Source organism: Viridibacillus soli (genome assembly GCF_016612995.1).
Taxonomy (GTDB): domain Bacteria; phylum Bacillota; class Bacilli; order Bacillales_A; family Planococcaceae; genus Viridibacillus; species Viridibacillus soli.
On record NZ_JAEOAH010000013.1, the window covers coordinates 129,912 to 151,668 of the forward strand.

Consider the following 21,757-nt stretch of genomic DNA (forward strand, 5'->3'; position numbering starts at 1 on the left):
ATTGATGGAGATAGCTTCTTTTGTGTTTATTTGAGAGTCATAGACAACTGGGAAATATAGGCGTACAATATTTCGTATTACTTAAAGAATTGTCGAATGTTAAGGGGGAGCTGACAATGCGAAATAAATTAGCAAAATATAAATTAGTTAAAAATCAATCAAAAAAATTAGTTTTGAAAAAATATAAAGTACAAGAAATGGCGATACAAGAGTTACAAACACAAGAATTAGATGTGCAAGAACAAAATAGAAAAGAATCACATGTAAAAGATTCAAATCAAAGAAAAGTAGATTCAAAAAGTTTTAAGCAGAAAATATTTGCCCAATTTAATTCAGTAAAAACACAACTAGTTAAATATGTTCGTATCATTCTCCAAATCGCCGTGCTCTACTTTTTTTCATTTTTAGGTACATATGTTGTAGATTTATTAGGCATTAATTTCCCTGGTAGCATTGCAGGGCTACTCATTTTACTAACGCTATTACTATGTAAAGTTATACCAGTTACGTTTATTGAAAATGGCGCGGGATTTATGTTAGCGATATTGCCTTTGTTCTTCGTACCTGCAACAGTTGGAATAATTAATTATCCTGAGCTAATATCACTTCATGGTTTGCTGCTATTATTATCTGTTATTGTTAGTACAATCTTCACTATTTTTGTTTCAGGGAAAATTTGTCAGTATATAGAGAGCAAAGAAATGGCAAAACATGAAGAAGTGGCGGAGGTCATTAAATGAAAGTAATTGCAATTATCCTAATAACTATTGTCATATATTATTTAATGACAAAATTGTATGCGCGATATTCGACTCCATTTTTGTTGCCAATATTAACGACGACGATCATCGGTGTTCTTCTATTAATGCAGTTTGATATTCCGTACGAAACATATATGACAGGCGGTAAATGGATTGACGTGATGCTTGGACCAGCAGTTGTAAGTTTAACATATCCATTGTATACACAACGAGATATGATTAAAAAGTATAAATTATCTATCATTTCGAGTGTTGTTATAGCGATGATCTCAGGGCTAATTAGTATTTTTTCCTTGGCAAAGCTAATGCGCTTTGATGATGGAATGATAAGATCACTTTTGCCGAAATCAATTACGACACCAGTTGCGATGCAAATTAGTGATTCATTAGGCGGGGTTCCTCCAATGACAGCGGTATTTGTTATGATAGCTGGATTTACTGGAGCCATTCTAGGACCTTTTATTTTCCGCGTTTGCAAAATTGAAAGTGCAGTGAGCAGAGGCGTTTCAATGGGAAGTGGTGCTCATGGATTCGGCGTATCAAAACTAACAGAATACGGTGAAAAAACACTATCAATGGGATCAGTATCTATGACTTTGAGCGCTGTAATCGGTGCTTTCATTTGCCCATTATTTGCACTGCTTATTTTCTGAAATAGATATGTGAAAGTTCTTGTTGGACTTTCACATATTTTTTTATTTCCTGGGCAATAAAAATAGAAAGAGGATTTTAACAGCTTATGGCGAACCAAAATAGTATGGGAAAACAAAGGGGTGCAACTTATGAAATGGCAAACGAGAGTGACAGATTTATTAGGAATAGAATATCCAATCATTCAAGGGGGACTTGCATATTTAGCATACGCGGATTTAGCTGCTGCTGTATCGAATGCGGGTGGATTAGGGCAAATTACAGCGATGAGTTTAGAAAGTCCTGAAGCATTGCGAAAAGAAATTCAAAAAGTACGTCAATTAACAAGTCGACCATTCGGAGTCAATTATGCAATTGGTCAGCATGGTCGTTCATTTGAGCAAATGTTAGCGGTAGCGATTGAAGAGAAGGTGCCAGTTGTGTCGATGACAGGCGGCAATCCTGCACCGATTCTCGAGCAACTAGCAGGGACAGGGATTAAGAAGTTGGTATTAGTCGCAGCGCGTAGACAAGCCCAAAAAGCAGAGGAGTTAGGCGCAGATGCGGTGATGGTTGTAGGGCAGGAGGGTGGCGGTCATTTAGGGCGTGATGATATCGGTACGATGGTGCTTGTACCTCAAGTTGTGGATGCTGTATCAATTCCCGTAATTGCGTCAGGCGGCATTGGTGATGGCCGTGGTTGGATGGCAGCATTAGCTTTAGGTGCAGAAGGTATTGAAATGGGTACGCGCTTCATTGCCACGAAAGAATGTGTCGATGCATCAGTTGTATATAAAAATGCTTTGATTAATAGTACTGAAGCAGATACGACTGTTATTAAACGCTCTCTTGGTTCGCCAGCACGCGCTATTAGAAATAGTTGGACAGAGCAAATTCATGATATTGAGAAAAAAACACCAACATACGAAGCTTTAAAAAATCATATAAGTGGTCAAGCAAATAAAAAGTTCATCTATGAAGGTAAAGAACAAGAGGGATTTGGATGGGCAGGCCAAGTGATGGGTTTAATTCATGACGAACCTACTGTAGAGGAACTTCTACAGCGAATGGTTGCACAAGCTATGGAAATACGCTTAAAATGGGGAGAACAATAAAAGGCTTGTGACAGCCTAAATCAAAAGGTAGGTATTATAATGGAATACTCTTATCCGTTCTCAACGGACTGGTCGACAGATGAAATTGTAGATGTTATTGCTTTCTTTCAAGCGATAGAAAAAGCATACGAAACTGGTGTTAAACGTGAAGAATTAATGCCAAGATATAGACGTTTTAAAGAAATTGTCCCAACGATGGCTGAGGAAAAAACAATCTTTCGGGAATTTGAAGAAGAAAGTGGATATGTTAGTTATTCAATTATTAAGCAAATGAAAGATGCCCCTGCTGGTGCAAAGGTTAAAGGTGAGTCAAGAAAAAGAAAATAAAGAACAGGCATTTGCCTGTTCTTTTATTTTTTATTGACCATAATATTGTAAATAGGGAGTAATGCATCAAATGTTTCTTCTGTTAATTTTTCAAACTCCTCTGCAGATAGGTGAATGGCTTCTTCTTTTGGAAGTTGTAAACCAACGATAAATTCACCTTTTTTCACATCGCGTAAACGCTCAAGTAAGCCTTCTAATTGGCCATCTTTCACAGCTTCTTTTACATTGATACCCAATGGTGAAAAATGATCACCTGAAATATAAAAATTACCGGGTAGCTTTTTAAATAAATTTTGTTTTTCTAATAAACGTTCTGCTATTTCTATTTTGCTCGGTGCTTCGTAAATTACACAAAGAATAATGAATAAATGTGTACCAAATAAGCCAACCTGGAAATGAGGAATTGCTTTGTAGCCACGCTTGTAAGGAGCAAAAGCAACCCAGCTATCTTTTGGGGGATTTACTTTACGACGTGCATGTTTTGCTACGTGAGGGAAAAATTCATCAGCAGTTTTAGCTGAGAAATATGTAGAAAAAGTCGTCCCTAATTCTTCGAATTTTGGTCTAACTGTATTGATAAGTGCTTCCATGCGAGGTTCTAGACCATCGATAGTGAAAACGTCGAAATCTTTTTGAGTCCATTTAGTACTTGGCATAATAATTTAACTCCTTTAGAAAGTTTATGTTTATTTTATTAGAAATGTGGGAAAAAATCTTGTAGAAGGACTTATCATTTTTCACAACGTGCATATAATGTTATAAGACACTTTAAGTCCTGCTTGCGCAAACAGTAAATAAAAAGGAGCTGGTTAGTATGAAACAGGTAGTACACATTATTCGCAAAGTTGATTTTGAAAAGCAATATGTAAAAGGTCTGCAACTAGAAATGGATTATGAACTAGCAACATTATTCGATGCTCTGCAAGGTGAGGATGTAAAACAAATCGAGCTGAGTAAAGGTCGCCTTTCTGAAATTCATATGGAACTGGAGGCATTTCATGCTTTTGCCTAAAGAGAGAATAAATATTCGCCGGTGAACATCTGCTAATCAAATGAGAAGCAGATGTTTTTTTTTGTTATAATAGAAATAGGCAATGACCATAGAATTTGGACTAAATAATCGATGTGTTTTTGCTTCGAAAGGTGGGGCTATTGTGGAGATTACAGTAATGCATGATTTTGCACTTAAAATTATTCAAGAAGCAGGGGAGCGAATTCGCCAATCATTTTCAGAAAAGTTGGAAATTGAAACAAAAGCGAATGCCAATGACCTTGTAACGAATATTGATCGTGAAACAGAACTGTTTTTTATTGAACAAATTAAATCCTATGATCCTTCATTTAAAATTCTCGGTGAAGAAGGCATGGGGGAACCCCTGGATTCATTAGAAGGTGTCGTATGGATAATTGATCCAATTGATGGCACGATGAATTTTATACGCCAACATTGTAACTTTGCGATTTCAGTTGGTATTTATGTAAATGGCATCGGGAAATTAGGATACATATATGATGTAATGCGCAATGATTTGTACTATGCAATCCAAGGGCAAGGAGCTTATTTGAATGAGCGTAAGCTTGAGCATTTACGGCCATTGCCATTACATGAAGCTATTATTGGAGTTAACGCTACATGGGCTACCCCAAATCGTTATATTGAACATGAGAAGATGATCGATTTAGTGCATTTTGTAAGAGGGACAAGATCTTATGGTTCTGCTACATTAGAAATCGCCGCAGTTGCTTGTGGGCGTATGGATGCATATATGTCGATGCGTTTATCACCATGGGATATTGCCGGCGGCGCAGTAATTGCATCTGAAGTCGGTGCGATTGTCTCAAATTTGAAAAATGAAGCGGTAAATTTGGAGAAGCAAGACACATTTATCATCGCAAATCCGGAAATTCATAAGACAATCATTGAACAATACATTAATTTGAAATAGAATATAAATATAAATAAAAAGAATGAACTCGCAAATCGCAAGTTCATTCTTTTTATTTGGAAAAGTTATAGCAAGCCTTTTTCGCGGAATTGACGCTTTGTTTTGAAGCCGAACCCCATAATAGCGCAAACTAAAAGAATGCCACCAATTATACCGAGTAGACTATTATAGGCAACAGCGATTCCGATTGAACACATTGCTAGCACAGCAGCTAACGCAAAAACAGCCATAACGAATTTAGCATTTTTCATTTTAAAATCCTCCAGTTTATGAATTCATTTGACTAATAAGTAATAATAACTTAATGTCGAAGTAATGATTATACTGTGAAATTATAAAAAAATTTGAAATACTAGTTGTTAAGAAAAGACAAGTAATATCTCTTGTGTTATAATAACACAGTTATGGACTCGAAAAAAAGAATGTGGAGTGGAACAATGACAAATTTACGTCAAGACATTAGAAATATTGCAATTATAGCTCACGTTGACCATGGTAAAACGACATTGGTTGACCAATTATTACAACAATCAGGTACTTTTCGTTCAAACGAAAATGTCGCAGAAAGAGCAATGGATTCAAACGACATCGAACGTGAACGTGGTATCACAATTTTAGCGAAAAATACAGCAGTTAACTACGAAGGTACTAGAATTAATATTTTAGATACACCTGGACACGCTGATTTCGGTGGTGAAGTAGAACGTATCCTGAAAATGGTTGACGGTGTACTTTTAGTTGTTGATGCATATGAAGGATGTATGCCTCAAACGCGTTTTGTATTGAAAAAAGCATTGGAACAAAAATTAACACCAATCGTAGTAGTAAACAAAGTCGATAAAGATTCAGCTCGTCCTACAGAAGTAGTAGATGAAGTAATCGACTTACTAATCGAATTAGGTGCTAATGAAGATCAATTAGAATTCCCAGTCGTATTTGCTTCTGGTGTAAATGGAACTGCATCACTTGATTCAGACCCATCTAAACAAGAAGAAAATATGAAATGCTTATTCGAGGAAATTATTAGCCACATCCCAGCACCAGCTGATACTCGTGAAGAACCATTACAATTTCAAGTAGCATTACTTGATTATAATGATTACGTAGGTCGTATCGGTATCGGTCGTGTATTCCGCGGTAAAATCCATGTTGGACAACAAGTTTCACTTATGAAACTTGATGGTTCTGTGAAAAGTTTCCGTGTTACTAAAATCTTTGGTTTCTTCGGTTTAAAACGTGAGGAAGTTGAAGAAGCATACTCAGGTGATTTAATCGCAGTTTCAGGAATGGAAGACATTAACGTAGGTGAAACTGTTTGTCCGACTGAGCACCAAGAAGCTTTAACACCATTACGTATTGATGAACCAACATTACAAATGACTTTCTTAGTAAATAACTCACCATTCGCAGGTCGTGAAGGTAAATGGGTAACATCTCGTAAAATTGAAGAACGTTTACGCTCTCAATTACAAACGGATGTAAGTTTACGTGTAGAAGATACTGCCTCACCAGATGCTTGGACTGTTTCAGGACGTGGTGAACTTCACTTATCGATTCTAATCGAAAATATGCGTCGTGAAGGATACGAATTACAAGTATCTAAACCAAAAGTTATCATTAAAGAAATTGATGGTAAAAAATGTGAACCAGTAGAACGTGTACAAATCGATGTACCAGAAGATGCTGTAGGTTCAATTATTGAATCATTAGGTTTACGTAAAGGTGAAATGTTAGATATGGTGAACAATGGTAGTGGCCAAGTTCGTTTAATCTTCATGGTACCAGCTCGTGGATTAATTGGTTATACAACTGAATTTATGTCTTTAACAAAAGGCTTCGGTATTATCAACCATACATTCGATAGCTATCAACCACTACTATCAGGTAAAATTGGCGGACGTCGTCAAGGTGTGCTAGTTTCTATGGAAACAGGTAAATCAACTACTTATGGTATGATGCAAATTGAAGACCGTGGTACACTATTTGTTGAACCAGGTACTGATATTTATGAAGGTATGATCGTTGGTGAAAATACACGTGATAGCGACATCACTGTTAATATCATCAAGATGAAACAAAAAACAAACGTGCGTTCAGCTAATAAAGACCAAACGAATGTTATTAAAAAACCTCGTATCTTAACTCTTGAAGAAGCTTTAGAATACTTGGCTGATGATGAGTACTGTGAAGTAACACCAGAATCTATTCGCCTTCGTAAACAAATTTTAAACAAAAACGAACGTGAAAAATCAGCCAAAAAAACACGTAGCGCTGAGTAATCATTCGCTAAATGAAAGGAAGGAAAGTCTTGGATATTAAATCCGGTTTTTTAAATGAACTGAATTTTATTCAACTTGCCGCACCTGATGTATCAAATAAAGATGCATTTGTATTTGATAAAATGTATCCGGTAGCCAAGTATGTTTATCAACATGCATCTGATTATAGTATGGCTAGTATGATTTTATTAATTGTCATTTTTGCTTTGTCGATTATTGTTTACAATCTTGGCTTTGCGAAAAAACTCAAATTTTGGCAAAACATCGTTATTTACTTCTTCTTATTTGTTGGTTGTATCTTTTTAACATTCTTTGCTATCTATTTACCTGTTGTAGAGGGATTATTGATTATCGCACTTGTGCTAATCATGTATAAAATTGGTTTACGCAGAGATAAAAAAGCGCAAGCAGCACAATAATTGGCTAGTATTTAGTAGATGAACAATATAAAAGAGCAATTGAGGATAAGCTTATAGCTAATACTCAATTGCTCTTTTTGTTTTTTAAAATAGACTGCTGTCACTGATCAATTAAAAATCATCTTCGATAAGCGAATGCCTTTTTCTGAAAATGAATTGACCGGTCGCAATACGAGCGTTTGTTTTCTCTGTAATGCGATCATGACAAGTGTTACACATATACGTATGAATAGGGCGATTACGTAATTTTTTGGCTTCTGGTGAAAAATCGGGTAATTCGTTAATTGTATCGCAAATGACACATTTTACTCGCATCGTTCAAAGCCTCCTATTCTACTCGGATTGCAACAAGACCCTTAATTGGTTTTTCTACATTTGAACCGTCTCCGTTTAATACATAAACAGGGCCGTTATCTGTAAGCATTTTACCGTCTTGGCTATATTTTAAAATAAGTGTATCTGCTTGTTCTACTGTGAAGCTATATTCTTCACCATCGCGACATTCAAGAACAACTGTAGTTGCTCCGTCTTTGATTTCAGCATTTTTGAGGAAAGGCTTTAATTCGATACCGAATGTACCTGTCATCATTTTCTTTCGTTCAAATTTACGTTCGGATTGTAAAGTTGGTGGGAAAGTTGCGCCTTCCATAATTTCACGCGACCAGTGTTTTCCGGCTTTTTCCATATACTCTTCATCAGCATTTACAATTACGCGTTCTTCTGTAAAATATGTGTCTAGATCTAATTTACGATCATCAAAAATCCATACAGTTGGATCTAATGTGATAGCAAAGTTCACGGCACCTTTAATTTGGACGATGGATTCCATGTTTATTCCTCCTTGAATAGTACATTTCATATCTCAGTATACAGCTATTTTGTGTAATTTATAAAGAAATAAAATGAGTTAATCGGTTTAAACAGTTATATACTTGCAATTTTCCTGTGCAAAAGATAAACTTTATTAAGATAGAATAGAAGAAATATCAGGTAATGGGGGCGTCCTCATGGATACAATATCGCAAAGTTCGTATCAGGAAAAAGCATTGGAACTTCTTATTGGCGATGCTGATAAAATTGCTAAGCTTATTAGAGTACAAATGGAGCATTTGACAATGCCACAATGTCCGCTGTACGAAGAAGTTTTAGATACACAAATGTTTGGCTTATCACGTGAAATTGATTTCGCAGTTAAGTTAGGCTTGCTTGAACGTGAAAAGGGAAAAGAGATTCTTGATTCACTTGAAAAAGAATTATCTGTGTTGCATGAGGCATTCACAGAGAAATAAGTAAAAAACTCAAACATCTTATTGTTTGGGTTTTTTTGCTACAAGATTAATAAAAAAGAGGTTGTTTCATGAAATCATACTTAAAAAGATACGCCAGAAATTTCGATTATCCACTGTTTTTTACATACTTATTACTTTGCTGTTTTGGTTTGGTTATGGTTTATAGTGCCAGTATGGTGTGGGCAGTGAATCAATTAGGAGGAAGCCCTGACTTTTTTTATAAAAAGCAAATCACGAACCTATGTATAGGGGCAGTTGCTTTTGTAGTTGGAGCTTTTATTCCTTACAAAATTTACAAAGAAAATAATGTGATTGTTTCAATGCTGGGAGTCATGTTTGCTTTGCTATTAGCTGTTTACTTCTTTGGCTTTAGTCCAGGAGACTCTGGAGCGAAAAGTTGGCTTAATCTAGGTTTTGCTAGTTTACAGCCATCTGAGTTTGTGAAGATTATTATTATTTTGTATTTCTCCGCTGTCTTTGCGAAGAAATATGAAAAAGGTAAACTCGATAATATTAATGAATCTATTATTCCGCCTATTGTTGTTTTATTTGCAGCTTCATTTCTTATCTTTCTCGAACCGGATTTAGGTACATTGGTCATTATATTCTTTATCGCTGTTTCAGTTATTGCAGCAAGTGGCATTAAATTTAAAACCTTTGGTAAAATTCTTGGTGTATTAGGTGCTTGTATGGTAATTGCGTTGATTGGTATTTTCTTTATAAGAGATAGATTTTTTACTGAAAAAAGAATGGGACGGATTAACGCTTATTTTAACCCGTTTGAGGATGAGCAATTTTTCGGATATCAAGTTGTAAATGGTTATTTAGCAATTGGTGCTGGCGGTATTAAAGGATTAGGATTAGGTCAATCTGTACAAAAGATGGGGTATTTGCCAGAACCTCAAACCGACTTTATATTAGCTATTATCGCTGAGGAACTTGGCACTTTTGGTGTAGCCATTGTACTGTTTGGTCTTGGTTATATCGTCATTCGCGCATTGGTAATCTCTCTACGTACAAAGGATCCTATGGCGCGTATGATTGCTGCTGGAATTGCGAGTATGATAGGTTTTCAAACGTTTATCAATGTGGGTGGGTTAACAGGAATTATTCCGTTAACCGGTGTACCTCTACCGTTTATTAGTTATGGCGGAACATCATTAATTTTGTTATCTTTAGCTATGGGGATTCTCATAAACGTCTCCATGTTTGTGAAAAGAGAAAGTAAAGGGGGAAATGGCAATGGCAATTAAAAAAATTCTAGTGGCAAACCGTGGTGAGATTGCTATTCGTGTATTTCGAGCGTGTACGGAGTTAAATATTACGACCGTCGCAATTTACTCGAGAGAGGATAGTGGCTCTTATCACAGATATAAAGCAGATGAAGCTTATCTTGTTGGGGATGGCAAAAAACCAATTGATGCGTACTTAGATATTGAGGGGATTTTAGCCATTGCTAAAGACTCTGGGGCGGACGCGATTCACCCCGGCTATGGTTTTTTATCTGAAAATTTAGATTTTGCAAAACGTTGTGAAGAAGAAGGTATTATTTTCATCGGTCCAACCTCTAAACATTTGGACATGTTTGGTGATAAAGTAAAAGCACGTGAGCAAGCTGTTGCAGCTAACATTCCAGTTATTCCTGGAACAGATGGGCCAGTTGCATCCGTTGATGAAGTGTTAGCGTTTGGTGAGGAGCATGGGTTCCCGCTCATGATAAAAGCTTCACTTGGAGGCGGAGGACGTGGTATGCGCGTTGTAAACACTGCTGACGATACTACTGAAGCATACGAACGTGCAAAATCCGAGGCGAAAGCGGCATTTGGTTCTGCTGAAGTATATGTAGAGAAATTTGTAGAAAAACCAAAGCACATTGAAGTACAAATTCTAGGAGACAAAGAAGGTAATATCGTTCATTTATATGAACGTGATTGTTCGATTCAACGTCGTCACCAAAAGGTTGTTGAAATCGCACCTTCTAACTCGATTACAGCGGAACTCCGTGAGGAAATTTGCCAAGCTGCAATAAAGTTAATGAAAAATGTGTCTTACATAAATGCTGGGACGGTCGAATTTTTAGTTGCAGGCAATCATTTTTATTTCATCGAAGTAAATCCTCGTATTCAAGTAGAGCATACGATTACTGAGATGATCACAGGAATTGATATTGTTCATGCACAAATTAAAATTGCAGAGGGTCTTTCATTACATGATGAGAAAATAGGAATTCCTGAACAATCTCAAATCCCACTATTTGGATTTGCTATTCAGTCTCGTGTAACGACTGAGGACCCATTGAATAACTTCATGCCTGATACAGGTAAATTGATGGTTTATCGTTCAAGTGGAGGTTTTGGTGTCCGCTTAGATGCTGGTAACGGCTTCCAAGGTGCAGTAATTTCACCATATTATGATTCGTTATTAGTGAAAGTATCGACTTGGGGTATGACGTTTAAAGAAGCTGCTGCGAAGATGGATCGAAATTTACAAGAGTTCCGTATTCGTGGTATTAAAACAAATATTCCGTTTTTAGAAAATGTTGTCCGTCATTCAAATTTCATCGATGGTCAATTTGATACGAGCTTCATCGATTCGACGCAAGAGCTATTTTTATTCTCCCCACGTAAAGACCGTGGAACAAAATTATTAAGTTATATCGGGAATGTAACGATTAATGGCTTCCCTGGTATTGAATATAAACAAAAACCAATTTTCCCAAAACCTCATATGCCTGAAATTAAAATTGCGCAATCGATTCCTGCAGGTACGAAGCAAATTTTAGACGAACGAGGTCCAGAGGGGCTTGTGCAATGGATTAGAGAGCAAGATGATGTGTTATTAACTGATACAACGATGCGTGATGCACACCAATCATTACTTGCAACACGGGTACGATCTCGTGATATGTTCGATATTGCGGATGAAACAGCACAAATTATGAATAATTTCTTCTCACTTGAAATGTGGGGCGGTGCAACCTTTGACGTTGCCTATCGTTTCTTAAAAGAGAACCCATGGGATCGTTTAATGAAACTCCGCGAGAAAATGCCGAATGTCCTATTCCAAATGCTGATGCGTGGAGCGAACGCAGTAGGTTATAAAAACTATCCAGATAATATTATTAGAGAGTTTATTTCAAAATCTGCAGATGCAGGTATAGATGTATTCCGTATTTTCGATAGTCTGAACTGGGTTAAAGGAATGGAAGTGGCAATTGATGCGACTAGACAGTCAGGTAAGATTGCAGAAGCCGCTATTTGCTATACAGGGGACATTCTAGACGACTCTAGAGCGAAATATACAGTGCAATACTATAAAGACATGGCGAAGGAATTAGAGGCTGCAGGAGCACATATTTTAGCTATTAAAGATATGGCGGGCTTATTGAAGCCAGAAGCTGCGTATCGTTTAATATCGGAGTTGAAAGCATCGACAGATTTACCAATCCACTTGCATACACATGATACGAGCGGAAATGGTATTTATTTATACGCAAAAGCAATTGAAGCAGGTGTTGATATTATCGATACAGCACTAGGTTCAATGGCAGGACTTACATCGCAACCAAGTGCCAACTCGCTTTACTATGCGATGAAAGGTAGCAAACGCCAAGTAAGAGCTGATATCGATGGACTAGAAAAACTTTCATATTACTGGGAAGATATTCGCAAATATTACAGTGATTTCGAAAGTGGTATGAACAGCCCACATTCTGAAATTTATGTTCATGAAATGCCAGGTGGTCAATATAGTAACCTACAACAGCAAGCAAAAGGTGTAGGGCTGGGGGACCGCTGGGAAGAAGTGAAAAAGATGTATTCCCGCGTGAACTTATTGTTTGGGGATGTCGTTAAAGTAACACCTTCTTCTAAAGTAGTAGGAGATATGGCTTTATTCATGGTACAAAATGATTTAGATGAGGATACAGTTATTGAACGTGGTAAAACAATTGATTTCCCGGATTCAGTAATTGAGTTCTTCCAAGGTTATTTAGGCCAACCATATGGCGGTTTCCCAGAAGAATTACAAAAGGTTATTTTGAAGGACCGCGAAGCTATTACAGTGAGACCTGGTGAATTGTTAGAACCAATAGATTTACAAGCACTTCGTGATGACTTATTTAAAAAATATAACCGCCCAGTTACAAGTCATGAAGTACTTGCAGCTGCTTTATATCCTAAAGTATTTGAAGACTATATGAAGACAGCTGAACAATTTGGGGATGTATCTGTCCTAGATACGCCGACATTCTTATACGGTTTAAAACTTGGTGAAGAAATTGAAGTTGAGATTGAAAAAGGAAAAACACTAATCATTAAGCTCGTATCTATTGGCGAAGCACAGCATGATGGTACACGTGTAATCTATTTTGAGTTAAACGGTCAGCCTCGTGAAATCCTTATTCAGGATATGACAATTGAAGTAGATGGTGATCGTAAGTCGAAAGCCGACCTTGCAAATCCAAATCAAATTGGTGCTACAATGCCTGGTACGGTCTTGAAGGTAGCGATTTCTAAAGGTAGCTCTGTAAAACGCGGCGAGCACTTACTTATTACAGAAGCGATGAAGATGGAAACGACTGTTCAAGCACCTAAGGACGGCGTTATTAAAGAAATTTATGTTGTAGCCGGTGACGCAATTTCAACCGGTGATCTACTAATTGAAATGGAATAATAAGCATATAAAAACACGCCTTTGCATTCGCGGAGGCGTGTTTTATATTGTGTTAATAATATTGCTTAATCACCCTTTTCATTTTCATGGCTTCTCGATAATAATAGAATCATATAACACAATAGGCCGAATAATAGTGTGATTAATAATGAGTGTAGTAATGCTAATGTTATATCTAAGCGTGAAAGTACTACAGCCATACCAGCTAATACTTGAAGAGTTACGATAATTAATGCAATAACCCAACCCCAATAAAGGACGCGTTGTTCTTTATAATGTTTAATGGCGTGGATTGCAATAATTAAAATCCAAACAAAGATTAAGCCAGCTGCGAATCGGTGTCCCATTTGAACCCATTCATAAAAGTTAGTGGGTAAACCAATCTCTGTATTATTACAAAACGGCCAATCAAGGCAAACTAAGCTTGCTTTTGTATGGCGAACGAGTGCTCCGGTATATACTACAAGATAAGAGTATAAAGTTACGCCGATGGTATGTCGTTTTAGCGTACGTCCGATTTTCACCTTGTCTGCATCAAACTTTTGATCAACTTCGAAAATAATTAATGTGAGTAAGAGTACTGCTGCGAATGAAATAAGCGATATACCAAAATGAAGTGCTAATATGAAATTACCTTGTCCCCATAAAACTTGAGCAGCACCGATTAAAGCTTGTGCAACCAAGAAGAATAATGCCATGGCAGATAAGAATTTCACTTCTCGAATATGTCCCAATGCTCTCCAAGCCCATACGGTTAAAACTAAAATGAAAAGGGATACAGCTCCGGTAATGACACGATGAGAAAATTCGATTAATACTTCTGTAGTAATGTCCTTTGGTATTAGAGATCCGTTACAATCAGGCCAGTTTCTACCACAGCCCATACCGCTATCAGTCTTTGTGACGAGTGCTCCGCCCAATAAAATGAGCAACATTCCAATTGTTGCAGCAACAGCAAACCATTTCATGTATTTACTATATTGCATAATTGCCACCTACTTTGTATATAGTAATCACCTTTAGAAAGGTGGTACCTGCCTTTCTGATGATAGCGAAAATAGGGTTAAAAAACAACTTGTAATGAGGATTGACTTTCTAAAGAGAAGGCCATTTCACAAATTGTTCATAATTTCGTACAAGAACCTTCACAATTGAATCGCCAAAATGATTTACTATAGATATGTTGTGTTAGATAAACCGGTTCCCATTCACCTGCGATACGAAATTTAACTTTTCGTCTAGAAATCATTGTTATTTTTCGTTATAGTAGGGTTAACGGAATATGCTTACCAATCGAAAGGAGGAGTAATATGTCAAATGGTCGAACATTGACTGCTAGTCGAAATACGGAACCAGAAGCAAGTTCATTTGTAAAAGATTTTTTAGCACTTATAAAAATTGGAATCGTCAATTCAAATTTAGTGACTACGTTTACAGGGCTCTGGTTAGCATTTCAATTCACCGATAAACATTTTCTACAAGAACTTGATGTTATGTTCTATACCTTAGTAGGTGCGGCATTCATTATTGCAGGATCCGGTGCAATGAATAACTATATTGATCAAGATATTGATCCAATTATGAAACGGACAAAATCTAGACCAACAGTTACTGGTAGATTCAAATCGAGCTTTGTATTGGCAATCGCTCTCTCACTTTTAATTGTAGGTGAAATTTTGTTATTTATGGCATCTTTTGCTGCCGGTATGTGGGGACTTGCAGGCATTCTTAGTTACGTTGTTTTGTATTCCATGTGGTCAAAAAGAAAGCATGTCAGTAATACAGTTGTAGGTAGTATCTCCGGTGCAATTCCGCCGTTAATCGGATGGGCTGCTGTTGAGCCAGCACTTGGCTCAGGGGCATTGGCATTATTCTTAATTATGTTTGTATGGCAACCACCGCATTTCTATGCACTTGCTATGAAACGTACGGAAGAATACCGAGCTGCAAATATTCCAATGCTACCAGTTGTCAAAGGCTTTGCAAGAACGAAACGTTCAATGTTAGCATGGGTACTATTGTTGTTCCCACTACCATTCTTGCTAATGAAGCTGGGAATTGGATTTATTATTCTCGCAACAGTATTGAACCTTGGTTGGTTCGGACTCGCTTTAACAGGATTTAAAGCGGCAGATGATTTAAAATGGGCCAATAAGATGTTTATTTATTCCTTGAATTATATGACAATCTTATTTGTTTCAATGATTATTTTCTCTGTCTTTGCCTAACTTCGGGATTCTTTCTTTAAAAGAATTCATATAGAACGAACCACAGTCCTAGTTACACATGCAAATACAACAAAGAAAGAGGGGTTTAATTAGGCTATGATGAAAGGGCTTAAAAAATGGCGTCTATTCGGATTGTTAGCAGCGCTAACAATTTTCCTTTCTGGGTGTGGCGAAGAGTATTTATCGACTTTAACTCCAGGAGGCACAGTTGCTAAAGAACAATACAAACTATTGCTCTTAACATCTGTAATCATGCTGTTAGTTATTATTGTAGTGGTTATCATTTATGTACTTGTTATTGTTAAGTTCCGACGCAAAAAAGTTGGAGAGAATACAATTCCTAAGCAAGTTGAAGGTAGCCATATTCTAGAAATTATTTGGACAGCAATACCGATCGTCCTATTACTAATCATAGCAGTTCCGACTGTAAGTTTAACTTACGAATTGGCGGACACTAAAGCTATGGAAGCTAAAGACGAAAATGGTAATGCAACAGCAGTTACTGTAAATGTAACAGCTAAATTATACTGGTGGGAATTCGAATACCCAGAGCAAGGTATCATAACTGCTCAAGAATTAGTAGTTCCTACAGGTGAGAAAGTTTACTTCAACTTAAAAGCTGCTGATGTAAAACACTCATTCTGGATTCCAGCAATCGGTGGTAAATTGGATACAAACGTTGATAATATCAACACATTCTATTTAACATTTGATAAAGAATCAGATAGTCTTAAAGACGGAGTATTCTATGGTAAATGTGCTGAGCTTTGTGGTCCTTCACATGCATTAATGGATTTCAAAGTTAAGACACTTAGCAAAGATAACTTCGACACTTGGGTTAAAAATATGCAAGCTACAAAAGGTAAAAAAGCTGATAAGAATTCAACTGACTTAGGTGAACAAGTATTTGCTAATAGTTGTATTTCTTGTCATGCAGTTTCTGGTGAAGGTACTGCAGCTATTTATCCTAACTTAGCTACATTTGGAGATCGTAACCGTGTTGCTGGTTTCATCGAACACTCAGAAGAGGGTATTAAAGACTGGATTAAAAACTCACAAAAGCTTAAACCAGGAAATCTAATGCCGGTAGAAAAAGATTTAAATAAAGGTAAAGAATTCACAGATGAAGAGCTTGATGCATTAGCTGCATACTTAATGGGCTTATCTGTAGAAAAATAATTTGAGTCAAATCATTTTGAAGGAGGTTAAAGTTGTGAGCTCAACTGCAAAGAAAAAGGGCTTTGGCGCAACTATTTGGGACTACTTAACTACAGTAGACCATAAAAAAATCGCCGTTCTTTACCTTATTGCCGGTACATTGTTTTTCGTAATCGGTGGTATAGAAGCAATGCTCATTCGTATCCAACTTGCAGAACCAAATAATGATTTTGTAAGTGCGGGTCTTTTCAATGAAATTATTACAATGCATGGTACAACAATGATATTCTTAGCTGCAATGCCATTGTTATTTGCATTCATGAACGCTGCTGTACCATTACAAATTGGTGCACGTGACGTTGCATTCCCATTCCTAAACTCATTAGGTTTTTGGTTGTTCTTATTTGGTGGTTTATTCTTAAACCTTTCATGGTTCCTTGGTGGAGCTCCTGATGCTGGTTGGACTTCATATGCATCATTATCTCTAGCATCACCAACCCATGGTATTGACTTTTATGCTTTAGGTTTACAAATTTCAGGTGCTGGTACGTTAATCGCCGGGATTAACTTCCTTGTAACGATTATTAACATGCGTGCACCAGGTATGACTTACATGCGTATGCCATTATTCACATGGACTACATTTGTAGCGTCTGCATTAATTTTATTCGCTTTCCCTCCACTTACTGTGGGATTATTCTTTATGATTTTTGACCGTATGTTTGATGCAAATTTCTTTGATCATCTTAATGGTGGTAACACAATTATTTGGGAACATTTATTCTGGATCTTTGGGCACCCTGAAGTATATATCCTAGTACTTCCTGCATTCGGTTTATTCTCTGAGATTTTCGCAACATTCTCACGTAAACGTTTATTCGGTTACTCTTCAATGGTATTTGCGACAATCTTAATCGGTTTCTTAGGCTTCATGGTGTGGGCTCACCATATGTTCACTGTAGGTCTTGGGCCAACAGCAAACGCAATCTTCGCTGTTGCTACAATGGCGATTGCTGTTCCAACTGGTATGAAAGTCTTCAACTGGCTACTAACAATTTGGGGCGGAAACATTAAAGTAACGACACCAATGCTATATGGATTAGGTTTCATCCCATCGTTCGTAGCTGGTGGGGTAACTGGGGTTATGCAAGCATCTGCACCTCTTGATTACCAACTACACGATTCTTACTTTATCGTAGCTCACTTCCACTACGTTATCGTTGGTGGTATCGTATTGGCATTATTTGCGGCAGCACATTATTACTGGCCATTAATGTTCAACCAAATGTTAAACGAAACGCTTGGTAAGATTACATTCGTATTCTTCTTTGTTGGTTTCCACTGCACATTCTTTATTCAACATTTCTTAGGTTTAATGGGTATGCCACGTCGTGTATTCACTTACCAGGGCGACCAAGGTTGGGACCTATTTAACTATATCAGTACAATTGGTGCCTTCTTAATGGCAATCGGTGTTATTTTATTAGTAGTAAATGTAATTATTACTGCTATTAAAGGTGAACCAGCAGGACGCGATCCTTGGAAAGATGGTCGTACTCTTGAATGGGCTATTCCACAACCAGTACCATATTACAACTTTAAACAAACACCACTTGTTCGTGGTCTAGATACTTTCTGGATTGAAAAAATGGAAGGAAATAAAGAAGGTATGACATATGCTGAGCCAATTTCAGATATCCATATGCCAAACAATTCTTTCATTCCGTTCATGATTTCATTTGGTTTATTCGTAGCAGCATTCGGTGCACTTTATCACCAAGATGCTGACAAAGCGTGGTCACTTCCAGTTCTAATTGCTGGTTTAGCGATTACATTCTTATCAATGATCGTTCGTTCTCTGAAAGATGACTTAGGTTATCATATTCATAAAGAGGAATTAATGAATGAAAAAGGGGGTAAAAAATAATGGATTTGAAAACTAAATTTACCCCACAATCTTGGCCAGCACATCCAGAGAATGCAACTCTTGAAGGGAAAAACAAAACTTTAGGATTTTGGATTTTCCTTGGCGGTGAAACAGTTTTATTTGCCACTTTATTTGCTACATTCTTAGCACTAAAAAATAAAGGACCAAATGGTATGGAATTCTCAACTCAAAGTCTTTTTGAGTTGCCACTTGCATTCATTATGACGATGTTACTTTTAACATCTTCTTTAACAAGTGTTTATGCAATGTACCATATGAAAAATCATAATTTCAAAGCAATGCAAGCTTGGATAGCAGTTACAGTTGTTTTAGGTCTTGGATTCCTTGGCCTTGAAATCTATGAATTCTATCACTATGTACATCTTGGATTTACATTTACTCAAAGTGCATTCGGATCTTCATTCTATACACTAGTAGGAACTCACGGACTGCATGTTATAATCGGTTTAGCTTGGTTCATCCTATTAATGCTGCGTAACTCTAAACGTGGTTTAAACCTGTATAATGCACCTAAGTACTACTTAGCATCATTATACTGGCACTTTATCGATGTTGTTTGGGTATTCATCTTCACTGTAGTTTACTTGATGGGAGTGTTGGACTAATGTCACATGACGTAACACATACAAGAACTCAACAAGAGTATGAATATGATCGTAAACGCGCAAACCTTGGTATGCGTAATCAGGTAACAGTATTTGCGCTTATGATTTTCTTAACATTTATCGCATTTGCGTCTGTTCAAGCAGGAATGTCAGCTTACTTAGTTGCACCGTTAATTTTATTATTTGCGGCTGTACAAGTAGCGTTACAATTGTATTACTTCATGCATTGGAGCGAAAAAGGACATGGTATGGCTCAATTCTTCATGTACTCAGCCGCATTCATAGCATTTACAATGATTCTTGCTTTCATAACAATTATTTGGTGGTAAGAACCAGAGCAAAAAACCGAGTCTATTTATAGGCTCGGTTTTTTGTTTTTTTACTAGATTGCATTTGAAGCTGTGAGATGAGATCCACCTTGATCGGTCAAACCCTCCGAGGTCACTTCCATTTTCTCGGTCAAAGTCTGAAAAGATGACTTTGATTCGAAAATTCCAGTGCAAGTCGCCGTTGAACGAGCGCCTTCAGCATTAAGTAGAGATCCAGCTTCAGGCGCTAACGGCTCGAGGTCACTTCCATTTTCTCGGTCAAAGTCTGAAAAGATGACTTTCATTCGAAAATTCCAGTGCAAGTCGCCGGTGAACGAGCGCCTTCAGCATTAAGTAGATATCCAGCTTCAGGCGCTAACGGCTCGAGGTCACTTCCATTTTCTCGGTCAAAGTCTGAAAAGATGACTTTGATTCGAAAAGTCCAGTGCAAGTCGCCGTTGAACGAGCGCCTACAGCATTAAGTAGCTATCCAGCTTCAGGCGCTAACGGCTCGAGGTCACTTCCATTTTCTCGGTCAAAGTCTGAAAAGATGACTTTGATTCGAAAATTCCAGTGCTAGTCGCCGCTGAACGAGCGCCTTCAGCATTAAGTAAGATATCCAGCTTCAGCGGCCAATCCCTCGAGGTCGTTTTCGTCTCCTCGGACAAAAGCTGAAAGGAAGCTTTTGTTTCAGGCCCGCACGATGCGGGTCACGCAGTCGTTGCCACAGGATGTGGTGGTCTTAGACTGTGTTCCTTTCTACAACGCTTGTCGGGATTGAACGAGCGCCTTCAGCATTAAGTAGATATCCAGCTTTGCGCGTTAGTGGCTCGAGGTCACTTCCATTTCCTCGGTCAAAGTCTGAAAAGAAGACTTTGAGTCGAAAATTCCAGTGCTAGTCGCCGCTGAACGAGCGCCTTCAGCATTAAGTAGATATCCAGCTTTGCGCGTTAGCGGCTCGAGGTCACTTCCATTTCCTCGGTCAAAGTCTGAAAAGAAGACTTTGATTCGAAAATTCCAGTGCTAGTCGCCGCTGAACGAACGCGCAAAGCACTAAAAATAAATTGTCATGATTCGTTCATTGATGTTCGTGGGGTTGGGACTTATAATGGAGGTACTGAAACTAAAGGAGCGAATTTCAATGCCTCTAAGTATATTTGGATTTCAAGCAATGTGGAGCCCGTATTTGATAGGCGTCATTTTGTTTTTAACTGTACTGTATTTTCTTGTTACTGTTAAATGGAGAACGGACTTCAAAGAGAGTGAACCTTTGAAGAAACGTGAGGCGATCAATTTCGTAATCAGTATGATTTTGCTATATATTGTTATGGGTTCGCCAGTAGATTTAATGGCCCATATTATGTTTACAATGCATATGGTGCAAATGGCTTTACTACTTTTATTAATACCTATTGTCTTGATTCAAGGTATTCCGAATTGGTTATGGAAGTATGTTATTGAACTACCATATATCAAGCCAGTATTTCATTTTATGACTAGACCGATATTTGCTTTAGGTTTTTTTGTTGCATTATTCTCATTCTATCATCTACCAATGGTATTGGACTATATTAAATTAGATGAAACATTACATGGGATGTATACATTCATTCTGTTTTTAGCAGCATTATTTATGTACTGGCCACTTATTAATACAGTGGAAGGACAACCACGTATGAAGGATTTACACAAAATGGGCTATATTATCGGAAATGCGATACTTATTACGCCTGCTTGTGCGTTAATTATGTTTGCTTCAGCACCATTCTATGCTACGTATACAGACGGTGAATTGTGGATGAAAGCAATGGAACTATGCGTACCTTCATCAACTTTAGCAGGACTATCTTTATCGGGTCCTGAATTATTTACCAATATGGATCCTATGTACGATCAGCAACTAGGCGGAGTCATTATGAAAATCATTCAAGAGATTATCTTCGCAGTTGTATTAGGTAAAGTATTTATTAAATGGTATCGTAATGAAGAACAAAATGCGGATGAAATTACGCAAAAAGCTTTATTGGAAAGACAGCAATTAAACGCAAATCAATATCGCTAATTACAAAA

At 37.4% G+C, this 21,757-nt stretch carries 22 protein-coding genes; 17 read left to right on the forward strand and 5 right to left on the reverse strand.

All coding sequences use genetic code 11. The features are described 5' to 3' along the window. Positions 1–116 precede the first annotated feature (116 nt). From JFL43_RS11215 to JFL43_RS11230, 4 genes are all read left to right on the forward strand, one after another. The gene (locus JFL43_RS11215) at positions 117–740 is read left to right on the forward strand and encodes a CidA/LrgA family protein (RefSeq protein ID WP_234447733.1); all 624 of its coding nucleotides are present in this window, start codon (positions 117–119) and stop codon (positions 738–740) included. After that, entirely contained in the window at positions 737–1,414 is a 678-nt protein-coding gene (locus tag JFL43_RS11220) for an LrgB family protein (protein WP_200749122.1), read from the forward strand. Before JFL43_RS11215 ends, JFL43_RS11220 begins: the two co-directional genes overlap by 4 nt. Positions 1,415–1,543: 129 nt before the next feature. Further along, a complete protein-coding gene (locus JFL43_RS11225; RefSeq protein WP_100796331.1) occupies positions 1,544–2,506 on the forward strand; it encodes an NAD(P)H-dependent flavin oxidoreductase in 963 nt (320 codons plus the stop codon). A gap of 39 nt (positions 2,507–2,545) precedes the next feature. Further along, positions 2,546–2,833 carry a UPF0223 family protein gene (locus tag JFL43_RS11230; RefSeq protein ID WP_200749123.1) on the forward strand — a complete coding sequence of 96 codons (288 nt, stop codon included), beginning with the start codon at positions 2,546–2,548 and terminating at the stop codon, positions 2,831–2,833. Between the two features lie 23 nt (positions 2,834–2,856). Here the strand turns inward: JFL43_RS11230 and JFL43_RS11235 are convergent, their stop codons facing one another. After that, complete coding sequence (locus JFL43_RS11235; protein ID WP_200749124.1) at positions 2,857–3,489, reverse strand: YktB family protein; 633 nt, start codon at positions 3,487–3,489, stop codon at positions 2,857–2,859. A 158-nt stretch (positions 3,490–3,647) separates the two neighbouring features. On the opposite strand from JFL43_RS11235, the gene JFL43_RS11240 reads away from it, so the two are divergent. Further along, positions 3,648–3,845, forward strand: a complete 198-nt coding sequence (locus JFL43_RS11240; RefSeq protein WP_100796334.1) for a hypothetical protein — start codon at positions 3,648–3,650, stop codon at positions 3,843–3,845. A 142-nt stretch (positions 3,846–3,987) separates the two neighbouring features. Continuing rightward, positions 3,988–4,779, forward strand: a complete 792-nt coding sequence (locus tag JFL43_RS11245) for an inositol monophosphatase family protein (protein WP_200749125.1) — start codon at positions 3,988–3,990, stop codon at positions 4,777–4,779. Between the two features lie 65 nt (positions 4,780–4,844). Here JFL43_RS11245 and JFL43_RS11250 read toward each other — a convergent pair whose 3' ends face one another. After that, a complete protein-coding gene (locus JFL43_RS11250; protein ID WP_100796336.1) occupies positions 4,845–5,030 on the reverse strand; it encodes a DUF5325 family protein in 186 nt (61 codons plus the stop codon). A gap of 186 nt (positions 5,031–5,216) precedes the next feature. Between JFL43_RS11250 and typA the strand changes: the two genes are divergently transcribed. Then, entirely contained in the window at positions 5,217–7,058 is a 1,842-nt protein-coding gene (gene typA, locus JFL43_RS11255) for a translational GTPase TypA (protein WP_100796337.1), read from the forward strand. Positions 7,059–7,087: 29 nt separating this feature from the next. Further along, positions 7,088–7,477, forward strand: coding sequence for a YlaH-like family protein (locus JFL43_RS11260; protein WP_234447734.1), 390 nt, complete (start codon positions 7,088–7,090; stop codon positions 7,475–7,477). 111 nt (positions 7,478–7,588) lie between these two features. On the opposite strand, the gene JFL43_RS11265 is transcribed toward JFL43_RS11260, so the two are convergent. Together JFL43_RS11265 and JFL43_RS11270 are read right to left on the reverse strand one after the other, a co-directional pair. Further along, positions 7,589–7,792, reverse strand: coding sequence for a YlaI family protein (locus tag JFL43_RS11265; RefSeq protein ID WP_100796339.1), 204 nt, complete (start codon positions 7,790–7,792; stop codon positions 7,589–7,591). 13 nt (positions 7,793–7,805) lie between these two features. After that, a complete protein-coding gene (locus JFL43_RS11270) occupies positions 7,806–8,306 on the reverse strand; it encodes a hypothetical protein (RefSeq protein ID WP_100796340.1) in 501 nt (166 codons plus the stop codon). Between the two features lie 178 nt (positions 8,307–8,484). Here JFL43_RS11270 and JFL43_RS11275 point away from each other — a divergent pair, with 178 nt between their 5' ends. The 3 genes from JFL43_RS11275 to pyc all read left to right on the forward strand — a co-directional run bounded on the left by JFL43_RS11275 (position 8,485) and on the right by pyc (position 13,440). Further along, positions 8,485–8,766 carry a YlaN family protein gene (locus tag JFL43_RS11275; RefSeq protein WP_100796341.1) on the forward strand — a complete coding sequence of 94 codons (282 nt, stop codon included), beginning with the start codon at positions 8,485–8,487 and terminating at the stop codon, positions 8,764–8,766. A gap of 68 nt (positions 8,767–8,834) precedes the next feature. Beyond that, a complete protein-coding gene (locus JFL43_RS11280) occupies positions 8,835–10,019 on the forward strand; it encodes an FtsW/RodA/SpoVE family cell cycle protein (protein WP_200749126.1) in 1,185 nt (394 codons plus the stop codon). Then, a complete protein-coding gene (pyc, locus tag JFL43_RS11285) occupies positions 10,009–13,440 on the forward strand; it encodes a pyruvate carboxylase (RefSeq protein ID WP_200749127.1) in 3,432 nt (1,143 codons plus the stop codon). Before JFL43_RS11280 ends, pyc begins: the two co-directional genes overlap by 11 nt. A 65-nt stretch (positions 13,441–13,505) precedes the next feature. On the opposite strand, the gene JFL43_RS11290 is transcribed toward pyc, so the two are convergent. After that, on the reverse strand, positions 13,506–14,426 hold the full coding sequence (locus tag JFL43_RS11290; RefSeq protein WP_100796344.1) for a COX15/CtaA family protein: 921 nt from the start codon (positions 14,424–14,426) through the stop codon (positions 13,506–13,508). A 324-nt stretch (positions 14,427–14,750) separates the two neighbouring features. Here JFL43_RS11290 and cyoE point away from each other — a divergent pair, with 324 nt between their 5' ends. The 6 genes from cyoE (at position 14,751) to ctaG (ending at position 21,749) form a co-directional block, all read left to right on the forward strand. After that, positions 14,751–15,668: a heme o synthase gene (gene cyoE / locus JFL43_RS11295; RefSeq protein WP_100796345.1), complete on the forward strand. Its 918-nt coding sequence runs from the start codon at positions 14,751–14,753 to the stop codon at positions 15,666–15,668. Between the two features lie 96 nt (positions 15,669–15,764). After that, the gene (coxB, locus tag JFL43_RS11300; RefSeq protein ID WP_200749128.1) at positions 15,765–16,847 is read left to right on the forward strand and encodes a cytochrome c oxidase subunit II; all 1,083 of its coding nucleotides are present in this window, start codon (positions 15,765–15,767) and stop codon (positions 16,845–16,847) included. A gap of 34 nt (positions 16,848–16,881) precedes the next feature. Next, the gene (gene ctaD / locus JFL43_RS11305; protein ID WP_200749129.1) at positions 16,882–18,753 is read left to right on the forward strand and encodes a cytochrome c oxidase subunit I; all 1,872 of its coding nucleotides are present in this window, start codon (positions 16,882–16,884) and stop codon (positions 18,751–18,753) included. After that, positions 18,753–19,379, forward strand: a complete 627-nt coding sequence (locus JFL43_RS11310; RefSeq protein ID WP_100796348.1) for a cytochrome (ubi)quinol oxidase subunit III — start codon at positions 18,753–18,755, stop codon at positions 19,377–19,379. The genes ctaD and JFL43_RS11310 overlap by 1 nt, the downstream gene beginning before the upstream one ends. Further along, entirely contained in the window at positions 19,379–19,708 is a 330-nt protein-coding gene (locus JFL43_RS11315) for a cytochrome C oxidase subunit IV family protein (RefSeq protein WP_100796349.1), read from the forward strand. Before JFL43_RS11310 ends, JFL43_RS11315 begins: the two co-directional genes overlap by 1 nt. A gap of 1,120 nt (positions 19,709–20,828) precedes the next feature. Beyond that, the gene (gene ctaG, locus JFL43_RS11320; protein ID WP_200749130.1) at positions 20,829–21,749 is read left to right on the forward strand and encodes a cytochrome c oxidase assembly factor CtaG; all 921 of its coding nucleotides are present in this window, start codon (positions 20,829–20,831) and stop codon (positions 21,747–21,749) included. Positions 21,750–21,757 lie beyond the last annotated feature (8 nt).

Excerpts from the sequence above, each read along its gene's own strand:
- JFL43_RS11230 (WP_200749123.1), top strand. The coding sequence starts at position 2,546 with ATGGAATACTCTTATCCGTTCTCAACGGACTGGTCGACAGATGAAATT.
- JFL43_RS11220 (WP_200749122.1), top strand. The coding sequence starts at position 737 with ATGAAAGTAATTGCAATTATCCTAATAACTATTGTCATATATTATTTA.
- JFL43_RS11270 (WP_100796340.1), bottom strand. The coding sequence starts at position 8,306 with ATGGAATCCATCGTCCAAATTAAAGGTGCCGTGAACTTTGCTATCACA.
- JFL43_RS11265 (WP_100796339.1), bottom strand. The coding sequence starts at position 7,792 with ATGCGAGTAAAATGTGTCATTTGCGATACAATTAACGAATTACCCGAT.
- JFL43_RS11250 (WP_100796336.1), bottom strand. The coding sequence starts at position 5,030 with ATGAAAAATGCTAAATTCGTTATGGCTGTTTTTGCGTTAGCTGCTGTG.
- coxB (WP_200749128.1), top strand. The coding sequence starts at position 15,765 with ATGATGAAAGGGCTTAAAAAATGGCGTCTATTCGGATTGTTAGCAGCG.
- JFL43_RS11310 (WP_100796348.1), top strand. The coding sequence starts at position 18,753 with ATGGATTTGAAAACTAAATTTACCCCACAATCTTGGCCAGCACATCCA.
- ctaG (WP_200749130.1), top strand. The coding sequence starts at position 20,829 with ATGCCTCTAAGTATATTTGGATTTCAAGCAATGTGGAGCCCGTATTTG.
- JFL43_RS11235 (WP_200749124.1), bottom strand. The coding sequence starts at position 3,489 with ATGCCAAGTACTAAATGGACTCAAAAAGATTTCGACGTTTTCACTATC.
- cyoE (WP_100796345.1), top strand. The coding sequence starts at position 14,751 with ATGTCAAATGGTCGAACATTGACTGCTAGTCGAAATACGGAACCAGAA.
- JFL43_RS11290 (WP_100796344.1), bottom strand. The coding sequence starts at position 14,426 with ATGCAATATAGTAAATACATGAAATGGTTTGCTGTTGCTGCAACAATT.
- JFL43_RS11280 (WP_200749126.1), top strand. The coding sequence starts at position 8,835 with ATGAAATCATACTTAAAAAGATACGCCAGAAATTTCGATTATCCACTG.
- pyc (WP_200749127.1), top strand. The coding sequence starts at position 10,009 with ATGGCAATTAAAAAAATTCTAGTGGCAAACCGTGGTGAGATTGCTATT.
- JFL43_RS11315 (WP_100796349.1), top strand. The coding sequence starts at position 19,379 with ATGTCACATGACGTAACACATACAAGAACTCAACAAGAGTATGAATAT.
- JFL43_RS11240 (WP_100796334.1), top strand. The coding sequence starts at position 3,648 with ATGAAACAGGTAGTACACATTATTCGCAAAGTTGATTTTGAAAAGCAA.
- JFL43_RS11225 (WP_100796331.1), top strand. The coding sequence starts at position 1,544 with ATGAAATGGCAAACGAGAGTGACAGATTTATTAGGAATAGAATATCCA.
- JFL43_RS11215 (WP_234447733.1), top strand. The coding sequence starts at position 117 with ATGCGAAATAAATTAGCAAAATATAAATTAGTTAAAAATCAATCAAAA.
- JFL43_RS11275 (WP_100796341.1), top strand. The coding sequence starts at position 8,485 with ATGGATACAATATCGCAAAGTTCGTATCAGGAAAAAGCATTGGAACTT.
- typA (WP_100796337.1), top strand. The coding sequence starts at position 5,217 with ATGACAAATTTACGTCAAGACATTAGAAATATTGCAATTATAGCTCAC.